This window comes from Neisseria sp. HMSC078C12, assembly GCF_001838065.1.
In the GTDB taxonomy this organism is placed as follows: Bacteria; Pseudomonadota; Gammaproteobacteria; order Burkholderiales; family Neisseriaceae; genus Neisseria.
On record NZ_KV835584.1, the window covers coordinates 227,038 to 242,214 of the forward strand.

At 49.5% G+C, this 15,177-nt stretch carries 17 protein-coding genes and 1 tRNA gene; 10 read left to right on the plus strand and 8 right to left on the minus strand.

Annotated elements, in window-relative coordinates; translation table 11 throughout:
- Window positions 1–47 precede the first annotated feature (47 nt).
- Window positions 48–659, minus strand: coding sequence for a CNP1-like family protein (locus HMPREF2596_RS02655; RefSeq protein ID WP_070849473.1), 612 nt, complete (start codon window positions 657–659; stop codon window positions 48–50).
- Between the two features lie 209 nt (window positions 660–868).
- Here HMPREF2596_RS02655 and HMPREF2596_RS10870 point away from each other — a divergent pair, with 209 nt between their 5' ends.
- The 5 genes from HMPREF2596_RS10870 (at window position 869) to pyrC (ending at window position 3,509) form a co-directional block, all read left to right on the plus strand.
- Window positions 869–1,252, plus strand: coding sequence for a hypothetical protein (locus HMPREF2596_RS10870; protein ID WP_210401056.1), 384 nt, complete (start codon window positions 869–871; stop codon window positions 1,250–1,252).
- Window positions 1,253–1,279: 27 nt separating this feature from the next.
- Entirely contained in the window at window positions 1,280–1,423 is a 144-nt protein-coding gene (locus HMPREF2596_RS11455) for a hypothetical protein (RefSeq protein WP_210401057.1), read from the plus strand.
- A gap of 124 nt (window positions 1,424–1,547) precedes the next feature.
- Window positions 1,548–1,772, plus strand: a complete 225-nt coding sequence (locus tag HMPREF2596_RS02665; protein ID WP_003681929.1) for a sulfurtransferase TusA family protein — start codon at window positions 1,548–1,550, stop codon at window positions 1,770–1,772.
- Between the two features lie 12 nt (window positions 1,773–1,784).
- A complete protein-coding gene (locus tag HMPREF2596_RS02670; RefSeq protein ID WP_070849477.1) occupies window positions 1,785–2,378 on the plus strand; it encodes an NMCC_0638 family (lipo)protein in 594 nt (197 codons plus the stop codon).
- Window positions 2,379–2,474: 96 nt separating this feature from the next.
- The gene (pyrC, locus tag HMPREF2596_RS02675) at window positions 2,475–3,509 is read left to right on the plus strand and encodes a dihydroorotase (RefSeq protein WP_070849478.1); all 1,035 of its coding nucleotides are present in this window, start codon (window positions 2,475–2,477) and stop codon (window positions 3,507–3,509) included.
- Window positions 3,510–3,642: 133 nt separating this feature from the next.
- On the opposite strand, the gene HMPREF2596_RS02680 is transcribed toward pyrC, so the two are convergent.
- Complete coding sequence (locus tag HMPREF2596_RS02680; protein WP_036491858.1) at window positions 3,643–4,206, minus strand: RBBP9/YdeN family alpha/beta hydrolase; 564 nt, start codon at window positions 4,204–4,206, stop codon at window positions 3,643–3,645.
- Window positions 4,207–4,438: 232 nt separating this feature from the next.
- Entirely contained in the window at window positions 4,439–5,371 is a 933-nt protein-coding gene (gene cysD / locus HMPREF2596_RS02685) for a sulfate adenylyltransferase subunit CysD (protein ID WP_269208297.1), read from the minus strand.
- Window positions 5,372–5,568: 197 nt separating this feature from the next.
- On the opposite strand from cysD, the gene HMPREF2596_RS02690 reads away from it, so the two are divergent.
- Window positions 5,569–6,195 carry a PAQR family membrane homeostasis protein TrhA gene (locus HMPREF2596_RS02690; protein ID WP_036491861.1) on the plus strand — a complete coding sequence of 209 codons (627 nt, stop codon included), beginning with the start codon at window positions 5,569–5,571 and terminating at the stop codon, window positions 6,193–6,195.
- A 58-nt stretch (window positions 6,196–6,253) separates the two neighbouring features.
- On the opposite strand, the gene HMPREF2596_RS02695 is transcribed toward HMPREF2596_RS02690, so the two are convergent.
- Window positions 6,254–7,684 (minus strand): alanine/glycine:cation symporter family protein, encoded by a 1,431-nt coding sequence (locus HMPREF2596_RS02695; RefSeq protein ID WP_070849480.1) that lies wholly within the window; start codon window positions 7,682–7,684, stop codon window positions 6,254–6,256.
- 361 nt (window positions 7,685–8,045) lie between these two features.
- Here HMPREF2596_RS02695 and HMPREF2596_RS02700 point away from each other — a divergent pair, with 361 nt between their 5' ends.
- Window positions 8,046–8,774 carry a YebC/PmpR family DNA-binding transcriptional regulator gene (locus HMPREF2596_RS02700; protein WP_003745951.1) on the plus strand — a complete coding sequence of 243 codons (729 nt, stop codon included), beginning with the start codon at window positions 8,046–8,048 and terminating at the stop codon, window positions 8,772–8,774.
- Window positions 8,775–8,834: 60 nt separating this feature from the next.
- On the opposite strand, the gene HMPREF2596_RS02705 is transcribed toward HMPREF2596_RS02700, so the two are convergent.
- From HMPREF2596_RS02705 to tgt, 4 genes are all read right to left on the minus strand, one after another.
- On the minus strand, window positions 8,835–9,326 hold the full coding sequence (locus tag HMPREF2596_RS02705) for a disulfide bond formation protein B (RefSeq protein WP_070849482.1): 492 nt from the start codon (window positions 9,324–9,326) through the stop codon (window positions 8,835–8,837).
- 202 nt (window positions 9,327–9,528) lie between these two features.
- Window positions 9,529–9,927, minus strand: a complete 399-nt coding sequence (locus HMPREF2596_RS02710) for a c-type cytochrome (RefSeq protein ID WP_070616128.1) — start codon at window positions 9,925–9,927, stop codon at window positions 9,529–9,531.
- 120 nt (window positions 9,928–10,047) lie between these two features.
- Window positions 10,048–11,058 carry a ferrochelatase gene (gene hemH / locus HMPREF2596_RS02715; RefSeq protein WP_070849484.1) on the minus strand — a complete coding sequence of 337 codons (1,011 nt, stop codon included), beginning with the start codon at window positions 11,056–11,058 and terminating at the stop codon, window positions 10,048–10,050.
- Between the two features lie 85 nt (window positions 11,059–11,143).
- Window positions 11,144–12,259, minus strand: a complete 1,116-nt coding sequence (gene tgt / locus HMPREF2596_RS02720; protein WP_070849486.1) for a tRNA guanosine(34) transglycosylase Tgt — start codon at window positions 12,257–12,259, stop codon at window positions 11,144–11,146.
- A 238-nt stretch (window positions 12,260–12,497) separates the two neighbouring features.
- Between tgt and HMPREF2596_RS02725 the strand changes: the two genes are divergently transcribed.
- From HMPREF2596_RS02725 to infC, 3 genes are all read left to right on the plus strand, one after another.
- Window positions 12,498–12,574, plus strand: a tRNA-Val gene (locus HMPREF2596_RS02725).
- 52 nt (window positions 12,575–12,626) lie between these two features.
- Window positions 12,627–14,540, plus strand: coding sequence for a threonine--tRNA ligase (thrS, locus tag HMPREF2596_RS02730; RefSeq protein ID WP_070849595.1), 1,914 nt, complete (start codon window positions 12,627–12,629; stop codon window positions 14,538–14,540).
- Between the two features lie 17 nt (window positions 14,541–14,557).
- Complete coding sequence (gene infC / locus HMPREF2596_RS02735; protein ID WP_079453755.1) at window positions 14,558–15,079, plus strand: translation initiation factor IF-3; 522 nt, start codon at window positions 14,558–14,560, stop codon at window positions 15,077–15,079.
- Window positions 15,080–15,177 lie beyond the last annotated feature (98 nt).

Genomic DNA, 15,177 nt, shown 5'->3' on the forward strand with positions numbered 1-15,177 from the left:
AGGCCGTCTGAAAAATTTCAGACGGCCTTTTTCTTGATTAAAGCGGTTTATTTGTCGTGGTTGCTCAGCGTGGTACCGTGACGGCCGCCGCGTTCTTTCAAACGTTGTACCAAACCTTCGACCGTTGTCGGCATACCGTCGACACAGAATGCCTGATACAGGGCAGTGTGCAGGGCATCGTTGCGGCTGAACGCATTGCCGATCAGCTTCCAATCGCCTTTGCGCGGCTCGATCCAGCGGTGGTTTACTGTGTCGCCGTATGCGAATACTTTGTAAGACGAACGCTTGTCGTTGCTGTAAGTAAAGGATGTGCGGGCGCAATAGAGGCCTTCGACGGAGAGGTTGTCGTAACCTTTGTCGGAGCGCACGTTCAAGACGTAGCGGATGCTGTTGTCCGGCGCAGGCATGATTTGCAGGCTGCTGAGCAGGATTTTGGGCTGCTTGCCGTAGGTTTCGTTGACATAGAGGTCGAACCAATCGCCCGATTGGGTATCGGGCAGGGGCGGCAACTCGGCTTTGTGTTCTTTAAATTCGCGTGCGGCAACTTCTTCAGGGCTTTCCTGATAACGCGTGTTGGTCAGCGTATCCTTTTGGCTGAAACCCAAAGCAAATGCTTGAGTCGCGGTAAGGCTGAGAGCGAGAAGGGCAAAACGGCGCATAGACAGCTCCAAAGTGAAAAACGGCTTTATTTTATGGGCTTGCAGGGTGGGGTGCAAGTAAGTGCGGTATAATTGACGTTAATTCTGATTAATATGACGAGTTTTCATACTAAGGACATAGCGGTAAAAATACAGGAAGGTTAATCGATCGCAAAGCAGCTTTGAAACAGCGATTAAATCGATAACAAGATAAATGCTAAGGGGAAAATATGAAATTAGACAATGTACTAAGTGAGTTAATAGAGCTATATTCAAGAACACCCCCATTTCCTTCAAATAAATTAGAATTTTCATTTGAAGAGCTGGATATTTCATCCTCATCTTTTCAAGGGGAGCTTTTATATTATTATCAGCATGTCCAAATGAAGGGGGATTGCTATTTTGGAAATAGTAATTTCAATTTAATATTGCTGCCTTTACATTCTGAATTTACAACAGTCGAACATTGGGCTTTGCAAGATTATGAAGAATTTATAGATGGGAAATATCAAATTTTTGCTTGTACAGATAGTGATGCCATTATTTTTTGCGATGTAACTCATTTAATGTCTCCCGTATATGCAGGAAGACCAGGAGACCCGAATTTTTATTAGTTGAGTAATAGTCTGACAGAATTTTTTATGTTTTACATTGCTTTCACAAAGATGCAGCAAACAAGAGAATTTGAAACATCTACTGAGTATTTTGCAGAAACAGCCATATTGATTGAAAAATATATTTCTGAAAATTCACAAAATACCGCAAAAAAATTTCTTTTACATTAAAAATGCTGAATTCTCTAAAATAGTTAAAAGTTAAATTTATCATTGCGTTAGTTATAGCTGAATAGTTGTGCCGCTGTTGGTAACGTGGCAATAAAACCTAACCCCAATACACCTATGGAGCCTTATGAATACACAAACTCTGGATGTCATCGGTTTGAAATGCCCTCTGCCGATTTTGCGTGCCAAAAAAGCTTTGGCGCAAATGCAGGAGGGCGAAGTGCTGACCGTATTGGCCACCGATGGCGGCGCGCCCGGCGATTTTGAAGCGTTTTGCCGTCAGACCGGACATGTTTTGTTGGAATCGAGCGAGGCCGACGGCGTGTTCAAGCTGGTGTTGAAACACAAATAAAGGCCGTCTGAAATGTCTAAAGCCGTCGCGTTGTCTGCCGTCGTATTGGCTGTTTGCCTGAGTGCATGCGGCAATGAAAGTGTTTCGCCGCAGAGCGTTGCCGATTATGCCCAAAATGTAACCGACTTATTCCGCCAAAGCTGCGTGGCCGCAGACGGCGATGCCGCCCTTGTCGGCGAGTTTGCCAATGCCAACAAACTGGTTTTATTGTCGAAAAAAGATATTGCCGATTTGCCTGCCGGAATGATGGATTTGGAGGCATTAAGTATTTGGAAGAAAAAGGTAAACGGCGCAGATTATTATTTGAGCCTGACCGAAGACAGTTGCAGCGTGCGCACGGCTAAAGCCAACGACCATCTGATTTTCAAACAATTCTTGGCTTTGGCAGAAAACCCGCCGCAGGGTTTGAACGCTGAGTTGCGTGCCGATAATTTGTCGGAAGCCCCGTTGCCTATGCGTCAGATTTCCTACGCATGGCGCGCGTCCGGCAGTCCGAAAGAAACCTTGCTGACCGTTAAAACAACGTCGTCCGAGCATTTTCCGGTACAGGCTGTTTTTTATTTGACCCATCATTCTTACGACAATAAGGCCGCCATTTTGCCTTAGACCGGTTGATGATTGAAACATCAAATTAATAGAAACCATTCCGCCGAATAAAGGCCGTCTGAAACATTATCAAACCAAACCACTCGAAAGTAAGCTATGCAAACCCTGACCATCATCCGCCCCGACGATATGCACTTACACCTGCGCGACGGCGACGCGCTCAAAGCCGTTGCCCCGTACACCGCCCGACAAATGGGCCGCGCGGTTATCATGCCCAACCTCAAACCGCCCGTCGTCAGCGTTGCCGATGCCCAAGCCTACAAAGCGCGCATTATGGCCGCCCTGCCTGAAGGCAGCACCTTCCAGCCGTTGATGACGCTTTATTTGACCGACAACGCCACACCCGAACTCGTGCGCGAAGCCAAGGCTGCCGGTATCGTGGCTTTCAAACTCTATCCTGCGGGCGCGACCACCAATTCTGATTCCGGCGTGACCGACTTGTTCAAACTCATCCCCGTGTTGGAAGAAATGGCGAAACAGGGCATTTTGTTCTTGGTTCACGGCGAAGTAACCGACCCTGAAATCGATATTTTCGACCGAGAGGCCGCCTTTATCGAGCGCGTAATGAAGCCCGTTTTGGCGCAAGTGCCGAATCTTAAAGTCGTGTTTGAACACATCACCACTGCCGAGGCCGCCCGACTGGTATTGGAAGCAGGCGATAATGTGGCCGCATCCGTGACGCCGCAACACTTGCTGCTCAACCGCAACGACCTTTTGGTCGGCGGCGTGCGCCCTCATCATTTCTGCCTGCCCGTACTCAAACGCGAAACCCACCGTCAGGCTTTGGTTGCCGCCGTTACCGGAGACAAGGCGCACAAATTCTTCCTTGGCACGGACTCTGCGCCACATGCCAAAACTGCCAAAGAAAATGCTTGTGGTTGCGCCGGTATGTTCAGCGCGATGACCGCCATTGAGCTTTATGCCGAAGTGTTTGACAAAGCAGGCGCATTGGACAAACTGGAAGCCTTTGCTTCTAAAAACGGCCCGCGTTTCTACGGTCTGCCTGAAAATTCCGATACCATTACATTGGTCAAACAAACGCAAACCGTTCCTGCCAGCTTGCCTTACGGCGATGGTGAGCTTGTACCGATGAGGGCCGGCGGTGAGATTGAATGGACGGTGCAATATTAAATTTGCCGTCAATGAGGCATAAAAAGAAACAACCTGCTTGAAAAGGCAGGTTGTTTTTTATGGTCGTTCAGACGGCTTGTTATGGGGAGGAAAGACAGACAAGGCCGTCTGAAAAACGGATTAGAGTGTGTGTTTATTCGGTCAACATGGGTTTCAGCGCATCCCAAGCCTGCGGCAGTTGGGTAAAGCCGTCCGAAGCCATCAAATGGCCGCCTTCGGGAATATGGGTAACAGGGCTTTTGAGCTTGGCCGCCATGTCCAAAGTCAGTTCGGGCGGAACATGGGTGTCGTTGTCGGAAACCAGGCAGTGTTTGGGCATATCGATTTTGCGCAGGATGTCGAAATCGGGGGATGCTGCTTTAATGTAGGCATCAAGCGCAGGTAAGGGCGGCAGCGTATCGGCAAAACCGGCGGCAAGCAGCAGGCCGCCGATTTTTTGCGGCTGTTGGCGGCTGAGGAAGTGAAGGAGGGTAATGCAACCGAGGCTGTGGCCGACTAGGAAGGTATGGGCATCGGGCTTGCCGATGTGCTGGTCAAGGGTAAACTGCCACGCGGTCGTGCTTGGTTTGTCGGGATTGGGCATGGCGAGGGAGATTGCTTGTGCGCCGGTGCTTTTGATTTGGGCGCAAAGCCAGTCAAACCAGTTGCCGTGCGGGTTGCCTTCAAAGCCATGTACGATATAAACGCGTCGGTTCATGTTTCTCCTCCTTCAGACGGCCTGAGACTTTTGTCTAAATCTCTGCCTGCAAGTGTTTATTATACCATGTTTGTTTATGTTTTATTGTTTGTCGCTTTGTCAGGATTTTTGATTAAGCTTTTGTTGTTAAATGATATTTGCAAGAATAATAAAGCAAACAACACGGCAGGGGCGGATGGCTTTGCCGTGTTGTTCGGGTTTGAAATATATAGGGGCCGTCTGAAAAAACGGTTTAGAAATAGCCTTGTTTTTTGCGCTCTTCCATTGCCGCTTCCGATACGCGGTCGTCCATGCGTGTGGCACTGCGTTCGGAAATGGTCGCGGCGGCGGTTTCAGCAATGATGTCTTCCGGTGTGGCGGCGGTGCTGGCGACCGGGCAGGTGCAGGAAATATCTCCGACGGTACGGAAGCGGACATCGCGGATTTGGGCAACTTCGCCTTCACGTTTGGGGGTCAACGGGGTAACGGGAACGAGCAGGCCGTTGCGTTCGACAACTTCGCGCTTGTGGGTGTAATAAATCGGCGGCAGGGCGAGTTTTTCGCGTGCGATGTATTGCCAGATGTCCAATTCCGTCCAGTTGGAAATCGGGAATACGCGCATGTTTTCGCCTTGGAACAGGCGCGTATTGTAGAGTGACCATAATTCAGGACGTTGGTTTTTAGGATCCCATTGGCCGAACTCGTCGCGGAAAGAGAAGATGCGTTCTTTGGCGCGCGCTTTTTCTTCATCGCGGCGCGCGCCGCCCATCAGTGCATCAAAGCCTTGTTCTTCGATGGTTTCAACCAGTGTAACGGCTTGGGCGGCGTTGCGCGAATCGGTCTCGCGGCGCAAGACGACGCTGCCTTTGCGGATGGATTCTTCTACGCTGCCGACCACAAGTTGTACGCCGGTGCGTGCGACCGTATCGTCGCGGAACTGGATGACTTCGGGGTAGTTGTGGCCGGTATCGACGTGCAGGAGTTTGAATGGCAGTTTCAGCGGGCGGCCTTCGATTTGGAAGGCTTTGACGGCAAGTGCCAGCAAGACGACAGAGTCTTTGCCGCCGGAAAACAGCAGGGCCGGGTTTTGGGCGTTGGCAATCACTTCGCGGATGATGTAGATGGACTCGGCTTCGAGCCAGTCGAGGTGGTGGTTTTGGATGGACATTTTTTCTCTCTTTGCAATCTTGGCGATAGCCGATACTTTAGTGAGGCCGTCTGAAAAAGGGAAAGAATGGTTTGTTTGTTGCAAAGATGTTTTTGTTATATTGCCCGAGTGTGTTTTCAGACGGCCTTTGCGCTTTAACTTATTTTTAACCCGATTTCTCTGACGAAGCGCCTGTCTTCGCGTACACTTTGGTTTTTTAGAAATGAGAATGGTTTATGTATCACGGCGAGAGATTTAATGCGTACAGCCATTTGGCCGGTTTCTTATTGGCAGTGGCGGCGTTGGTGCTGATGCTGGTGAAAGCGGTGGAATCGGCGGACGGCTATCGGATTGCCGGTGCACTGACTTACGGAATCTGCCTGCTGCTTCTGTATTTGGGTTCAACCTTATACCACAGTATTCCGCAGCCGAAGGCCAAGGCGATTTTGCAAAAGGTCGATCATTGCATGATTTATCTTTTGATTGCAGGCAGTTATACGCCGTTTACGCTGATTACCCTGCAGGGCGGCTGGGGCTGGTCGCTTTTCGGCGTGTCGTGGGGGCTGGCTTTGCTGGGCATTGTTCAGGAGCTGACGATCGGGCGCAAAAGCGAGAAACGGTTGCTGTCGATGGTGATTTATGTGTTGATGGGCTGGCTGATTGTAGTGGCGGTGTGGCCGCTGATAAAATCGCTTTCGGCGGGCGGATTATTTTGGCTGGTGTTGGGTGGCGTGTTGTATAGCGCGGGGATTTATTGGTTTATCAACGATACGAAAATCCGCCACGGCCACGGTATTTGGCACTTGTTTGTCTTGGCAGGCAGTTTGACGCAATTTATCAGCATTTATTTTTATGTGTTGTAGTTTCAGACGGCCTGAAATAAAAAACCTCTCAGTTTGGCTGAGAGGTTTTTGTTTGTCGTTAACCTGGGTTTTTGTCGTGGAATTCGTGGAATTCATAGTTGTAGGTCAACTCTTTGCCTGCTTTGGTTTGCGCCAGATAATCGTCGTAAACCGCACGGATTTCCTTACGCAGCAGGAAGAGGGCGATTAAGTTCGGCAAGACCATAAAGCCGTTGAACATATCGGACATGCTCCAAACCAAATCCACTTTGCCCAATGTACCCAATACGATGGCCACCAAAACCAGTGTACGGTAGATGCCCAAGTGTTTGCCGCGGAACAGGAAGCGGATATTGGATTCGCCGAAGTAGTACCAGCCGATGATGGTGGTGAAGGCGAAGAAGGTCAGACAGACGGCGAGCAGTTGCGAACCGAAACCCGGGAAGGCTTTGTTAAAAGCCAGTTGGGTAACCGCCGCGCCGGTTTCGCCGGAGAGGTTGGCGTCGGTCAGCAGGATAATCAGCGCGGTTGCCGTGCAGACCATCAGCGTATCGATAAAGATACCGATAAACGCGGCCATACCTTGTTGCACGGGATGTTTGACGTTGGCGGTCGCATGAGCGTGCGGGGTCGAACCCATACCGGCTTCGTTAGAAAACAGGCCGCGTGCCACGCCGAAACGTACTGCCTCGCGCATACCGATACCGGCCGCACCGCCCAATACCGCTTCAGGATTAAAAGCGGCAACAAAAATATGACTGAACATCGGAATGATGTGGTCGGAGAATTTGAACAAAATAATCACGGCACACAAGATGTAAATCACCGCCATAAACGGCACGACAAATTGCGCGATACCGGCAATGCGGTTGATGCCGCCGATGATAATCAGGCCGGCGAGTACGGCCACAGCAATACCGACTGCCATCGGCGGAATATTAAAAGCCAAATTCATGGCCGAGGCGATGGAGTTGGATTGGGTCGCGTTGCCGATAAAACCCAGCGCGATAATCAAGGCGATAGAGAAAAAGCCGGACAGGAAACGCGCCGCACCCCGGCCGATTTTCGGGGTCAGGCCGTGCGTAATGTAAAACGCAGGGCCGCCGATGTATTTGCCGTGGCTGACCACGCGGTATTTTTGCGCCAAAACAGCTTCTGCAAAAATGGTAGACATGCCCAAAATGGCAGACAGCCACATCCAAAAAATGGCACCCGGGCCGCCGGCGGTAATCGCAGTGGCTACGCCGGCAACGTTACCGGTACCGATTTGCGCGGAAATCGCCACGGCAAGCGCTTGGAATTGAGACAGGGATTTGCCTTCGTGGTCTTTGTCTTTTTTGCTGAACAAGCCGCCGAAAACGGATTTGAAACCTGTTCCTAATTTGGTAATTTGCGGTGCGCCCAAGTACAGGGTAAAAAACAGGCCGATGCCGATTAAGGCATAAATCAGCAGGTAGTCCCAAAGAACCAGATTGACTGCACCCACCAGAGCAGACAATATTTCTTCCATAATATAACCTTTAAGAAAAACAAATAAAAAGAAAATGATACGGGCAACTACTCCCGTTCATTTTCGCGGTTGGCAACAAGGGCGAGCAGGCCGTTTTGCCGTTTAATACCGGTTAAGTTGTTAACAATCCTGACCGATTTTGTCATCATACCGTAAACCTTCGTGAATTAAAACGAAAAACTGACAAAGGTTTGCCGTAAATATGCATCTTTAAAAAAGATTCTTTGTTTTTCAGACGGCCTGTTTTTGCAAATATTCGGGCCGTCTGAATATTTTGGGTAAAGACAACTTATGATAAAATGCACGCCTTACAAATAAAGCACATCCCGCCTCAGCGCGTGAAAAAACGAAAGGAATCAATATGGCAGGCCATAGTAAGTGGGCAAATATCCAACACAAAAAAGCCCGACAAGATGCCAAACGCGGCAAAATCTTCACTCGTCTGATTAAAGAAATTACCGTTGCTGCCCGCATGGGCGGTGGCGATCCCGGCGCAAACCCGCGCCTGCGCCTGGCTTTGGAAAAAGCCGCCGAAAACAATATGCCTAAAGACAACGTGCAACGTGCCATCGATAAAGGTACGGGCAATCTGGAAGGCGTTGAATACATCGAGTTGCGTTACGAAGGCTACGGCATCGGTGGTGCGGCTTTGATGGTGGACTGTCTGACCGACAACAAAACCCGTACCGTTGCCGATGTGCGCCATGCGTTCACTAAAAACGGCGGTAACTTGGGTACCGACGGTTGCGTAGCGTTCAACTTCGTGCATCAAGGCTATTTGGTGTTTGAACCGGGCGTTGACGAAGATGCGTTGATGGAAGCGGCTTTGGAAGCCGGTGCGGAAGACGTCATCACCAATGACGACGGTTCCATCGAAGTGATTACCGCACCAAACGACTGGGCAGGCGTGAAAGCGGCTTTGGAAGCGGCAGGTTACAAATCTGTTGACGGCGACGTTACCATGCGCGCCCAAAACGAAACTGAGTTGAGTGGCGAAGATGCGGTTAAGATGCAAAAACTGATTGACGCATTGGAAGATTTGGACGACGTACAAGACGTTTACACTTCTGCCGTGTTGAATCTGGACTAAATAGTTTAAAGAACAAAAGGCCGTCTGAAATTTCAGACGGCCTTTTTATATTGAAACCAATCAGATTTTTCTGGTTTTCAACCAAGCCCAAAGCAGTAGCAATACCACGAAGCTGAAATACAAAATACTCCACACCGGCAGGGCGACGCCGAATAGATAGTCCGGCTCGGCACAGTTGCCAAAGCCGCGGACGATGGGTTCAAACCAATCGAACAAAGGCCAGTCGCGCAGGCGGAAGGTCCAAGGTGCGCCGCAAGAAGGGGCGGTGCCGGGCGGCAGGCTTTGCAACCAAATTTGATAGGCGGCGATACCGGCGCCGTAGACGGCCGGAGCAGCAATCAACAATGCCGAGAGCGAACGGGCAAATTTGGAAGATTGAGAACTGAACGCCGTAACAATGGCCAACAGCCCGACACCCAATACGCACAAGCGTTGCAGGATGCACAATACGCACGGGTTCATGCCCAAAACGTATTGGGAAATAAAGGAGCCGCAGGCGGCAAATATGGAGAGGACGACTAAAAATAAAACAGTCTTGCGGAAAAAGTTCATCACATAAAACCTTTCAGACGGCCTGGACGCAAAACAGCCGATAAATAATGTTTACTTTAACACAAAACGCATATGCTTTTTTGGGTTTGACGGTTTTTTGCGTATGTTTGTTGATATTGCGTAACGATATACATAGAAACAAAATGTGTCGTACAGAAAAGGCCGTCTGAAATGTTCAGACGGCCTTTAGGGGAGAGACGTTTTATTTTTTCCCGTGAGATTTTTTGACGTCTGCTTCAGTAATCGTACCGCCGCCATTATTAAAGGCGTTCATGATGTAAGTGGCAACGGCGGCGACATCGGCATCATTGATGGCGGTAGAAGGCATGAAGCCGTTGTAGGGTTTGCCGTTCACTTTAATCGGACCGTTGATGCCTTTGGTCATGCTTTGCAACAGGACTTGCGGTTTTTTGTTGATATAGTCGGACTGGAACAGTGGCGGGAACATGGCACCCCGGCCTTCGCCTTTTTTGCCGTGGCAGGCGGCGCAGTTGGTTTCGTAAATCTTTTGTCCTTTGCTCATCAACGTGGCATCAGCGGCAAAAGCGGTTGGGATGCTGAGTGCGGTCAGAAGGAGCAGGATAGGGCGGAGTGCAGTCATGATGTGTTCCTTTTTGAATAGTGTTTTTGATGGCTACACGCTTGGTTTGCGTTTGAATAACTTGATGATAACGCTAAAGGCCGTCTGAAAGTGGATTTTTCAGACGGCCTTTGGTTTAGGTCAAATCCAGCCTTGCAGATTGGCCCGGCTTAATTGGGCAAGTGCGGCAATCCAGTCGGCGGAATCGTTGAGGCAGGGGATGTAACGGTATTCTTTGCCGCCGGCGGCGTGGAATTGTTCGCGTCCCATAATGGCGATTTCTTCCATGGTTTCGAGGCAGTCGGCCATGAAACCGGGGCAGAAGACGTCGAGTTTGGTCGTACCTTGTTTCGGAAGTTCATCAAACAAGGCTTGCGTGCTGGGCTTGACCCATTGGGATTTGCCAAATTGGCTTTGGAAAGAAACAATGTATTCTTGTTCGGACAAGCCCAATGCCTGCGCGAGCAGTTTGGCAGTATGGTGGCACTCGTCAGGATAGGGGTCGCCGTCGTCGTGATGCTTTTGCGGAATGCCGTGGAAACTCAACATCAGTTTTTCGCCGCGTCCGTTTTGGGCCCAATAGGCTTCGATGTGCTGCTTCATGGCTTGGATATAAGCAGCATCGTCGTAATAACGGGAGACGGTGCGGACGCTCATTTGGTTGCGTTGCAGCAATAATTCTTGAAACACTTTGTCCAAGGCCGCGCCGGTAGAAGAGCCGGCATATTGCGGATAAAGCGGGATGACCAGCAATTTGCCCACGCCTTGGGCTTTGAGTTCCGCCAAAACGTCGGCAACGCTCGGGTTGCCGTAAGTCATGGCATGACGGACGATGACATCGGGCAAATGTTTGGCCAGAGCTTCTGCTTGGCGGCGCGTATAAACCTCAAGCGGCGAACCTTCTTTAAACCAAACTTTTTCATAGGCATGCGCGCTTTTTTTCGGGCGAAAAGTTAATACCAAGCCGTGCAATATCGGTTGCCATAAGAGCTTGGGCAGTTCGACAACGCGTTGATCGGACAGAAATTCTTTCAAGTAAGGCTTGACTGCGGCAGCCGTCGGCGCGTCAGGTGTGCCGAGGTTGAGCAGCAGGACGGCGGTACGGTTTTGTGCGGTATAGGCTAGGGCCGGTTCGGTATGGAAACGGGACATGGTTGTGCTTTATTAATGAAGAATATTGAGGCCGTCTGAAAAGCAGTTTGAATCAAAACCTAGTTTCAGACGGCCTTTAAAAGGATTAATCCACACCACGGGCGCGGTTTTCATGGAATTGCGCCTGCCAATCGGCAAATTTGCCTTGTTCGATGGCTTCGCGCATTTCGGCCATGATGACTTGGTAGAAGTGCAGATTGTGGATGGTGTTGAGCTGTGCGCCCAAGATTTCGCCGACTCGGTGCAGGTGGTGCAGGTAGGAGCGGCTGAAATTCTGACAGGCGTAGCAGGTGCAGCTTTCATCAATCGGACGCTCGTCGAGTTTGTGTTTGGCGTTTTTGATTTTCAAATCGCCAAAACGGGTAAACAGCCAGCCGTTACGCGCATTGCGGGTAGGCATGACGCAGTCGAACATATCCACGCCGTGTGCCACGCCGTACACTAAGTCTTCAGGCGTGCCGACGCCCATCAAATAATGAGGTTTGTGTTCCGGCAGGATAGGGCCGACGGCGCGCAACATGCGGTACATTTCGGGCTTAGGTTCGCCAACGGACAAGCCGCCGATGGCCAAGCCGGGGAAGTCGAGCTCTTCCAAACCTTTCAGCGATTCTTCGCGCAAATCTTCATACATTGCGCCTTGTACAATGCCAAACAGCGCATTTGGGTTTTTCAGGTCTTCAAAAGCCTTTTTGCTTCGCTCCGCCCAGCGCAGGCTCATTTGCAGCGATTTTTGCGCTTGGCTGTGCGTTGCTTCGCCAGGGGTGCACTCGTCCAACTGCATCACGATGTCGGAATTCAACACGGTTTGGATTTTCATCGACACTTCGGGCGAGAGGAACAGTTTGTCGCCGTTGATCGGGCTTTGGAATGTACAGCCTTCTTCGGTCAGCTTGCGCATGTCGGACAACGAGAATACTTGGAAGCCGCCCGAGTCGGTCAAAATCGGCTTGTCCCAGCCAATGAATTCGTGCAAGCCGCCGAATTGTTCGATGACTTCCAAACCCGGGCGCAGCCACAGATGGTAAGTGTTGCCTAAGATGATTTGCGCTTTGATGTCATGCAGGTTTTGCGGGTTCATCGCTTTGACCGAACCGTAAGTGCCGACCGGCATAAATACAGGCGTTTCGATTTTGCCGTGGTTCAGTTCCAAAGTGCCGCGTCGGGCATGACCGTCTTTTTTGTGTAAGGTAAATTTGAGCATAGTAATTAAGAGATTGGGCGTTCGCGTGTGTGCGAAATGAAAGGGCAGATTATAAAGGATTTTTCGTTGGTTGACGGCTGGATTTTATCTTTGTCAAAACAATGCTTCAGACGGCCTGAATAATAGAAGAAATAAAAAATGAGGCATAAATCAAACAAAAATATCCAGGCCGTCTGAAAAGTATTTACAGATGCTTGCAAAAGGGAACACGCTTCGTTACAATAAGCGACTTAGATGAAGGCACATAGCTCAGTTGGTTAGAGCACCACCTTGACATGGTGGGGGTCGTTGGTTCGAGTCCAATTGTGCCTACCAAATTTCCATAACGGCTTTATGCCGTTATTTTTTAATGTTTTGGAGCTTTCTGATGTTGAACATTACCTTGCCGGACGGTTCGGTCCGCCAATATAAATCACCCGTTACCGTGGCGCAAATTGCAGCGTCTATCGGTGCAGGTTTGGCAAAGGCAACGGTAGCAGGCAAGGTTAACGGTAAATTGGTGGATGCTTGCGATCCGATTACCGAAGATGCCCACGTTCAAATCATTACGCCTAAAGACAAAGAAGGCGTGGAAATTATCCGCCACTCCTGCGCGCACTTGGTCGGTCATGCGGTCAAGCAGCTCTACCCTGATGCCAAAATGGTTATCGGCCCGGTGATTGAAGACGGGTTCTATTACGATATTGCAACTGAAAAACCATTTACGCCTGATGATGTAGCCGCCATCGAAGCGCGCATGAAAGAATTGATTGCACAAGACTACGACGTCATTAAAGTGATGACGCCCCGTGCAGAAACCATCAAAATTTTCCAAGATCGCGGCGAAGAGTACAAATTGCGTCTGATTGAAGACATGCCTGAAGTGGAAGCAATGGGTATGTATCATCATCAAGAATACGTCGATATGTGCCGCGGTCCTCACGTTCCCAATACCCGTTTCTTGAAAAACTTCAAGCTGACCAAACTGGCAGGCGCATACTGGCGCGGCGACAGCAACAATGAAATGCTGCAACGTATTTACGGTACAGCCTGGGCAAGTAAAGACGAATTAAAAGCCTATATCCAACGCATCGAGGAAGCGGAAAAACGCGACCACCGTAAGCTGGGTAAACAATTGGATTTGTTCCACCTGCAAGATGAAGCGCCGGGTATGGTGTTCTGGCATCCTAAAGGCTGGGCTTTGTGGCAAGTGATTGAGCAGCATATGCGCAAAGAGCTGAATGCTGCCGGTTATAAAGAAGTGAAAACGCCTCAGATTATGGATAAAACCTTCTGGGAAAAATCCGGCCACTGGGAAAACTATAAAGACAATATGTTCGTGACCAGTTCCGAAAAACGCGAATACGCGGTTAAACCGATGAACTGTCCGGGTCATGTGCAAATTTTCAATAACGGCTTGCGTTCATATCGCGATTTGCCAATGCGTTTGGCTGAGTTCGGTTCTTGCCACCGCAATGAACCAAGCGGTGCGTTGCATGGTCTGATGCGTGTTCGCGGTTTTGTGCAAGATGATGCGCATATCTTCTGTACCGAAGATCAAATCGTTGATGAAGCACGCGCATTTAATAAATTGTTGGTTCGCATTTACAAACAATTCGGTTTCCATGATGTTGCCGTGAAGTTGTCCCTCCGCCCTGAACAACGTGCAGGTTCTGACGAAGTCTGGGATAAAGCCGAACAAGGCCTGCGTGATGCGTTGACCGCTTGCGGCGTAGAGTGGGAAGAATTGCCTGGCGAAGGCGCATTCTATGGTCCTAAGATTGAGTACCATGTCAAAGATGCCTTGGGTCGCTCTTGGCAGTGCGGTACCCTGCAATTGGACTTCGTATTGCCGGAGCGTTTGAATGCAGAATATGTAACCGAAAACAACGACCGTGCGCGTCCTGTAATGTTGCACCGTGCTATTTTGGGTTCTCTGGAGCGCTTCATCGGTATTCTGATCGAAAACCATGCAGGCTCATTCCCATTGTGGCTTGCGCCGGTTCAAATGGTGATTATGAATATTACCGAGAACCAAGCAGATTATTGTCGCGAAGTGGCTGCCAAGTTGCAGGCGGCAGGCTTCCGTGTTGAATTGGATTTGCGTAACGAAAAAATCGGTTACAAAATCCGCGACAACAGCCAATACCGTTTCCCTTATCAAATCGTTGTCGGCGATAAAGAGAAACAAGAAAACAAAGTTGCGGTACGCCGCAAAGCAGAAGACTTGGGTTCTTTGAATGTCGATGATTTCATTGCACAATTGCAGCAAGAAATCACCGACGCCCTCGTCAATCATTAATTTTTATAGGAGTATTCATCATCGCTCAAGAACGCGAAGCACGAATCAATGGTGAAATTACCGCCAAAGAAGTGCGATTAATCAGTGAGTCAGGCGATCAGCTTGGTGTCGTTTCAGTTCGTGAAGCTCTGGCTATGGCCGAAGAGCAAGATGTCGATTTGGTAGAGATTTCCCCGACTGCCAAACCGCCTGTATGCAAACTGATGGATTACGGTAAATACAAATACCAACAAGCCAAGAAGCGCGACGAAGCCAAGAAAAACCAAAAGCAGGTACAAATTAAGGAAATTAAATTCCGTCCGGGTACAGATGAAGGCGACTATCAAATCAAGATGCGCAACATCAACCGCTTCCTTGCCGATGGTGACAAAGTCAAAGTAACATTGCGTTTCCGCGGTCGTGAAATGGCCCACCAACAACTGGGTGCCCAACTGCTTGAGCGCGTAAAAGAAGATTTGGCAGAAGTAGCGCAAATCGAGTCCTTCCCTAAAATGGAAGGCCGCCAAATGGTGATGATGATTGCGCCTAAGAAAAAATAAAGCTATAATCCAAGGCTTATTTCGATTGCCGCTCGAAATAAGGTTTAATTAGCGGCAAAAACCGTGGTATTTTGGGTTTCAAGTGTTTGAAATTTATT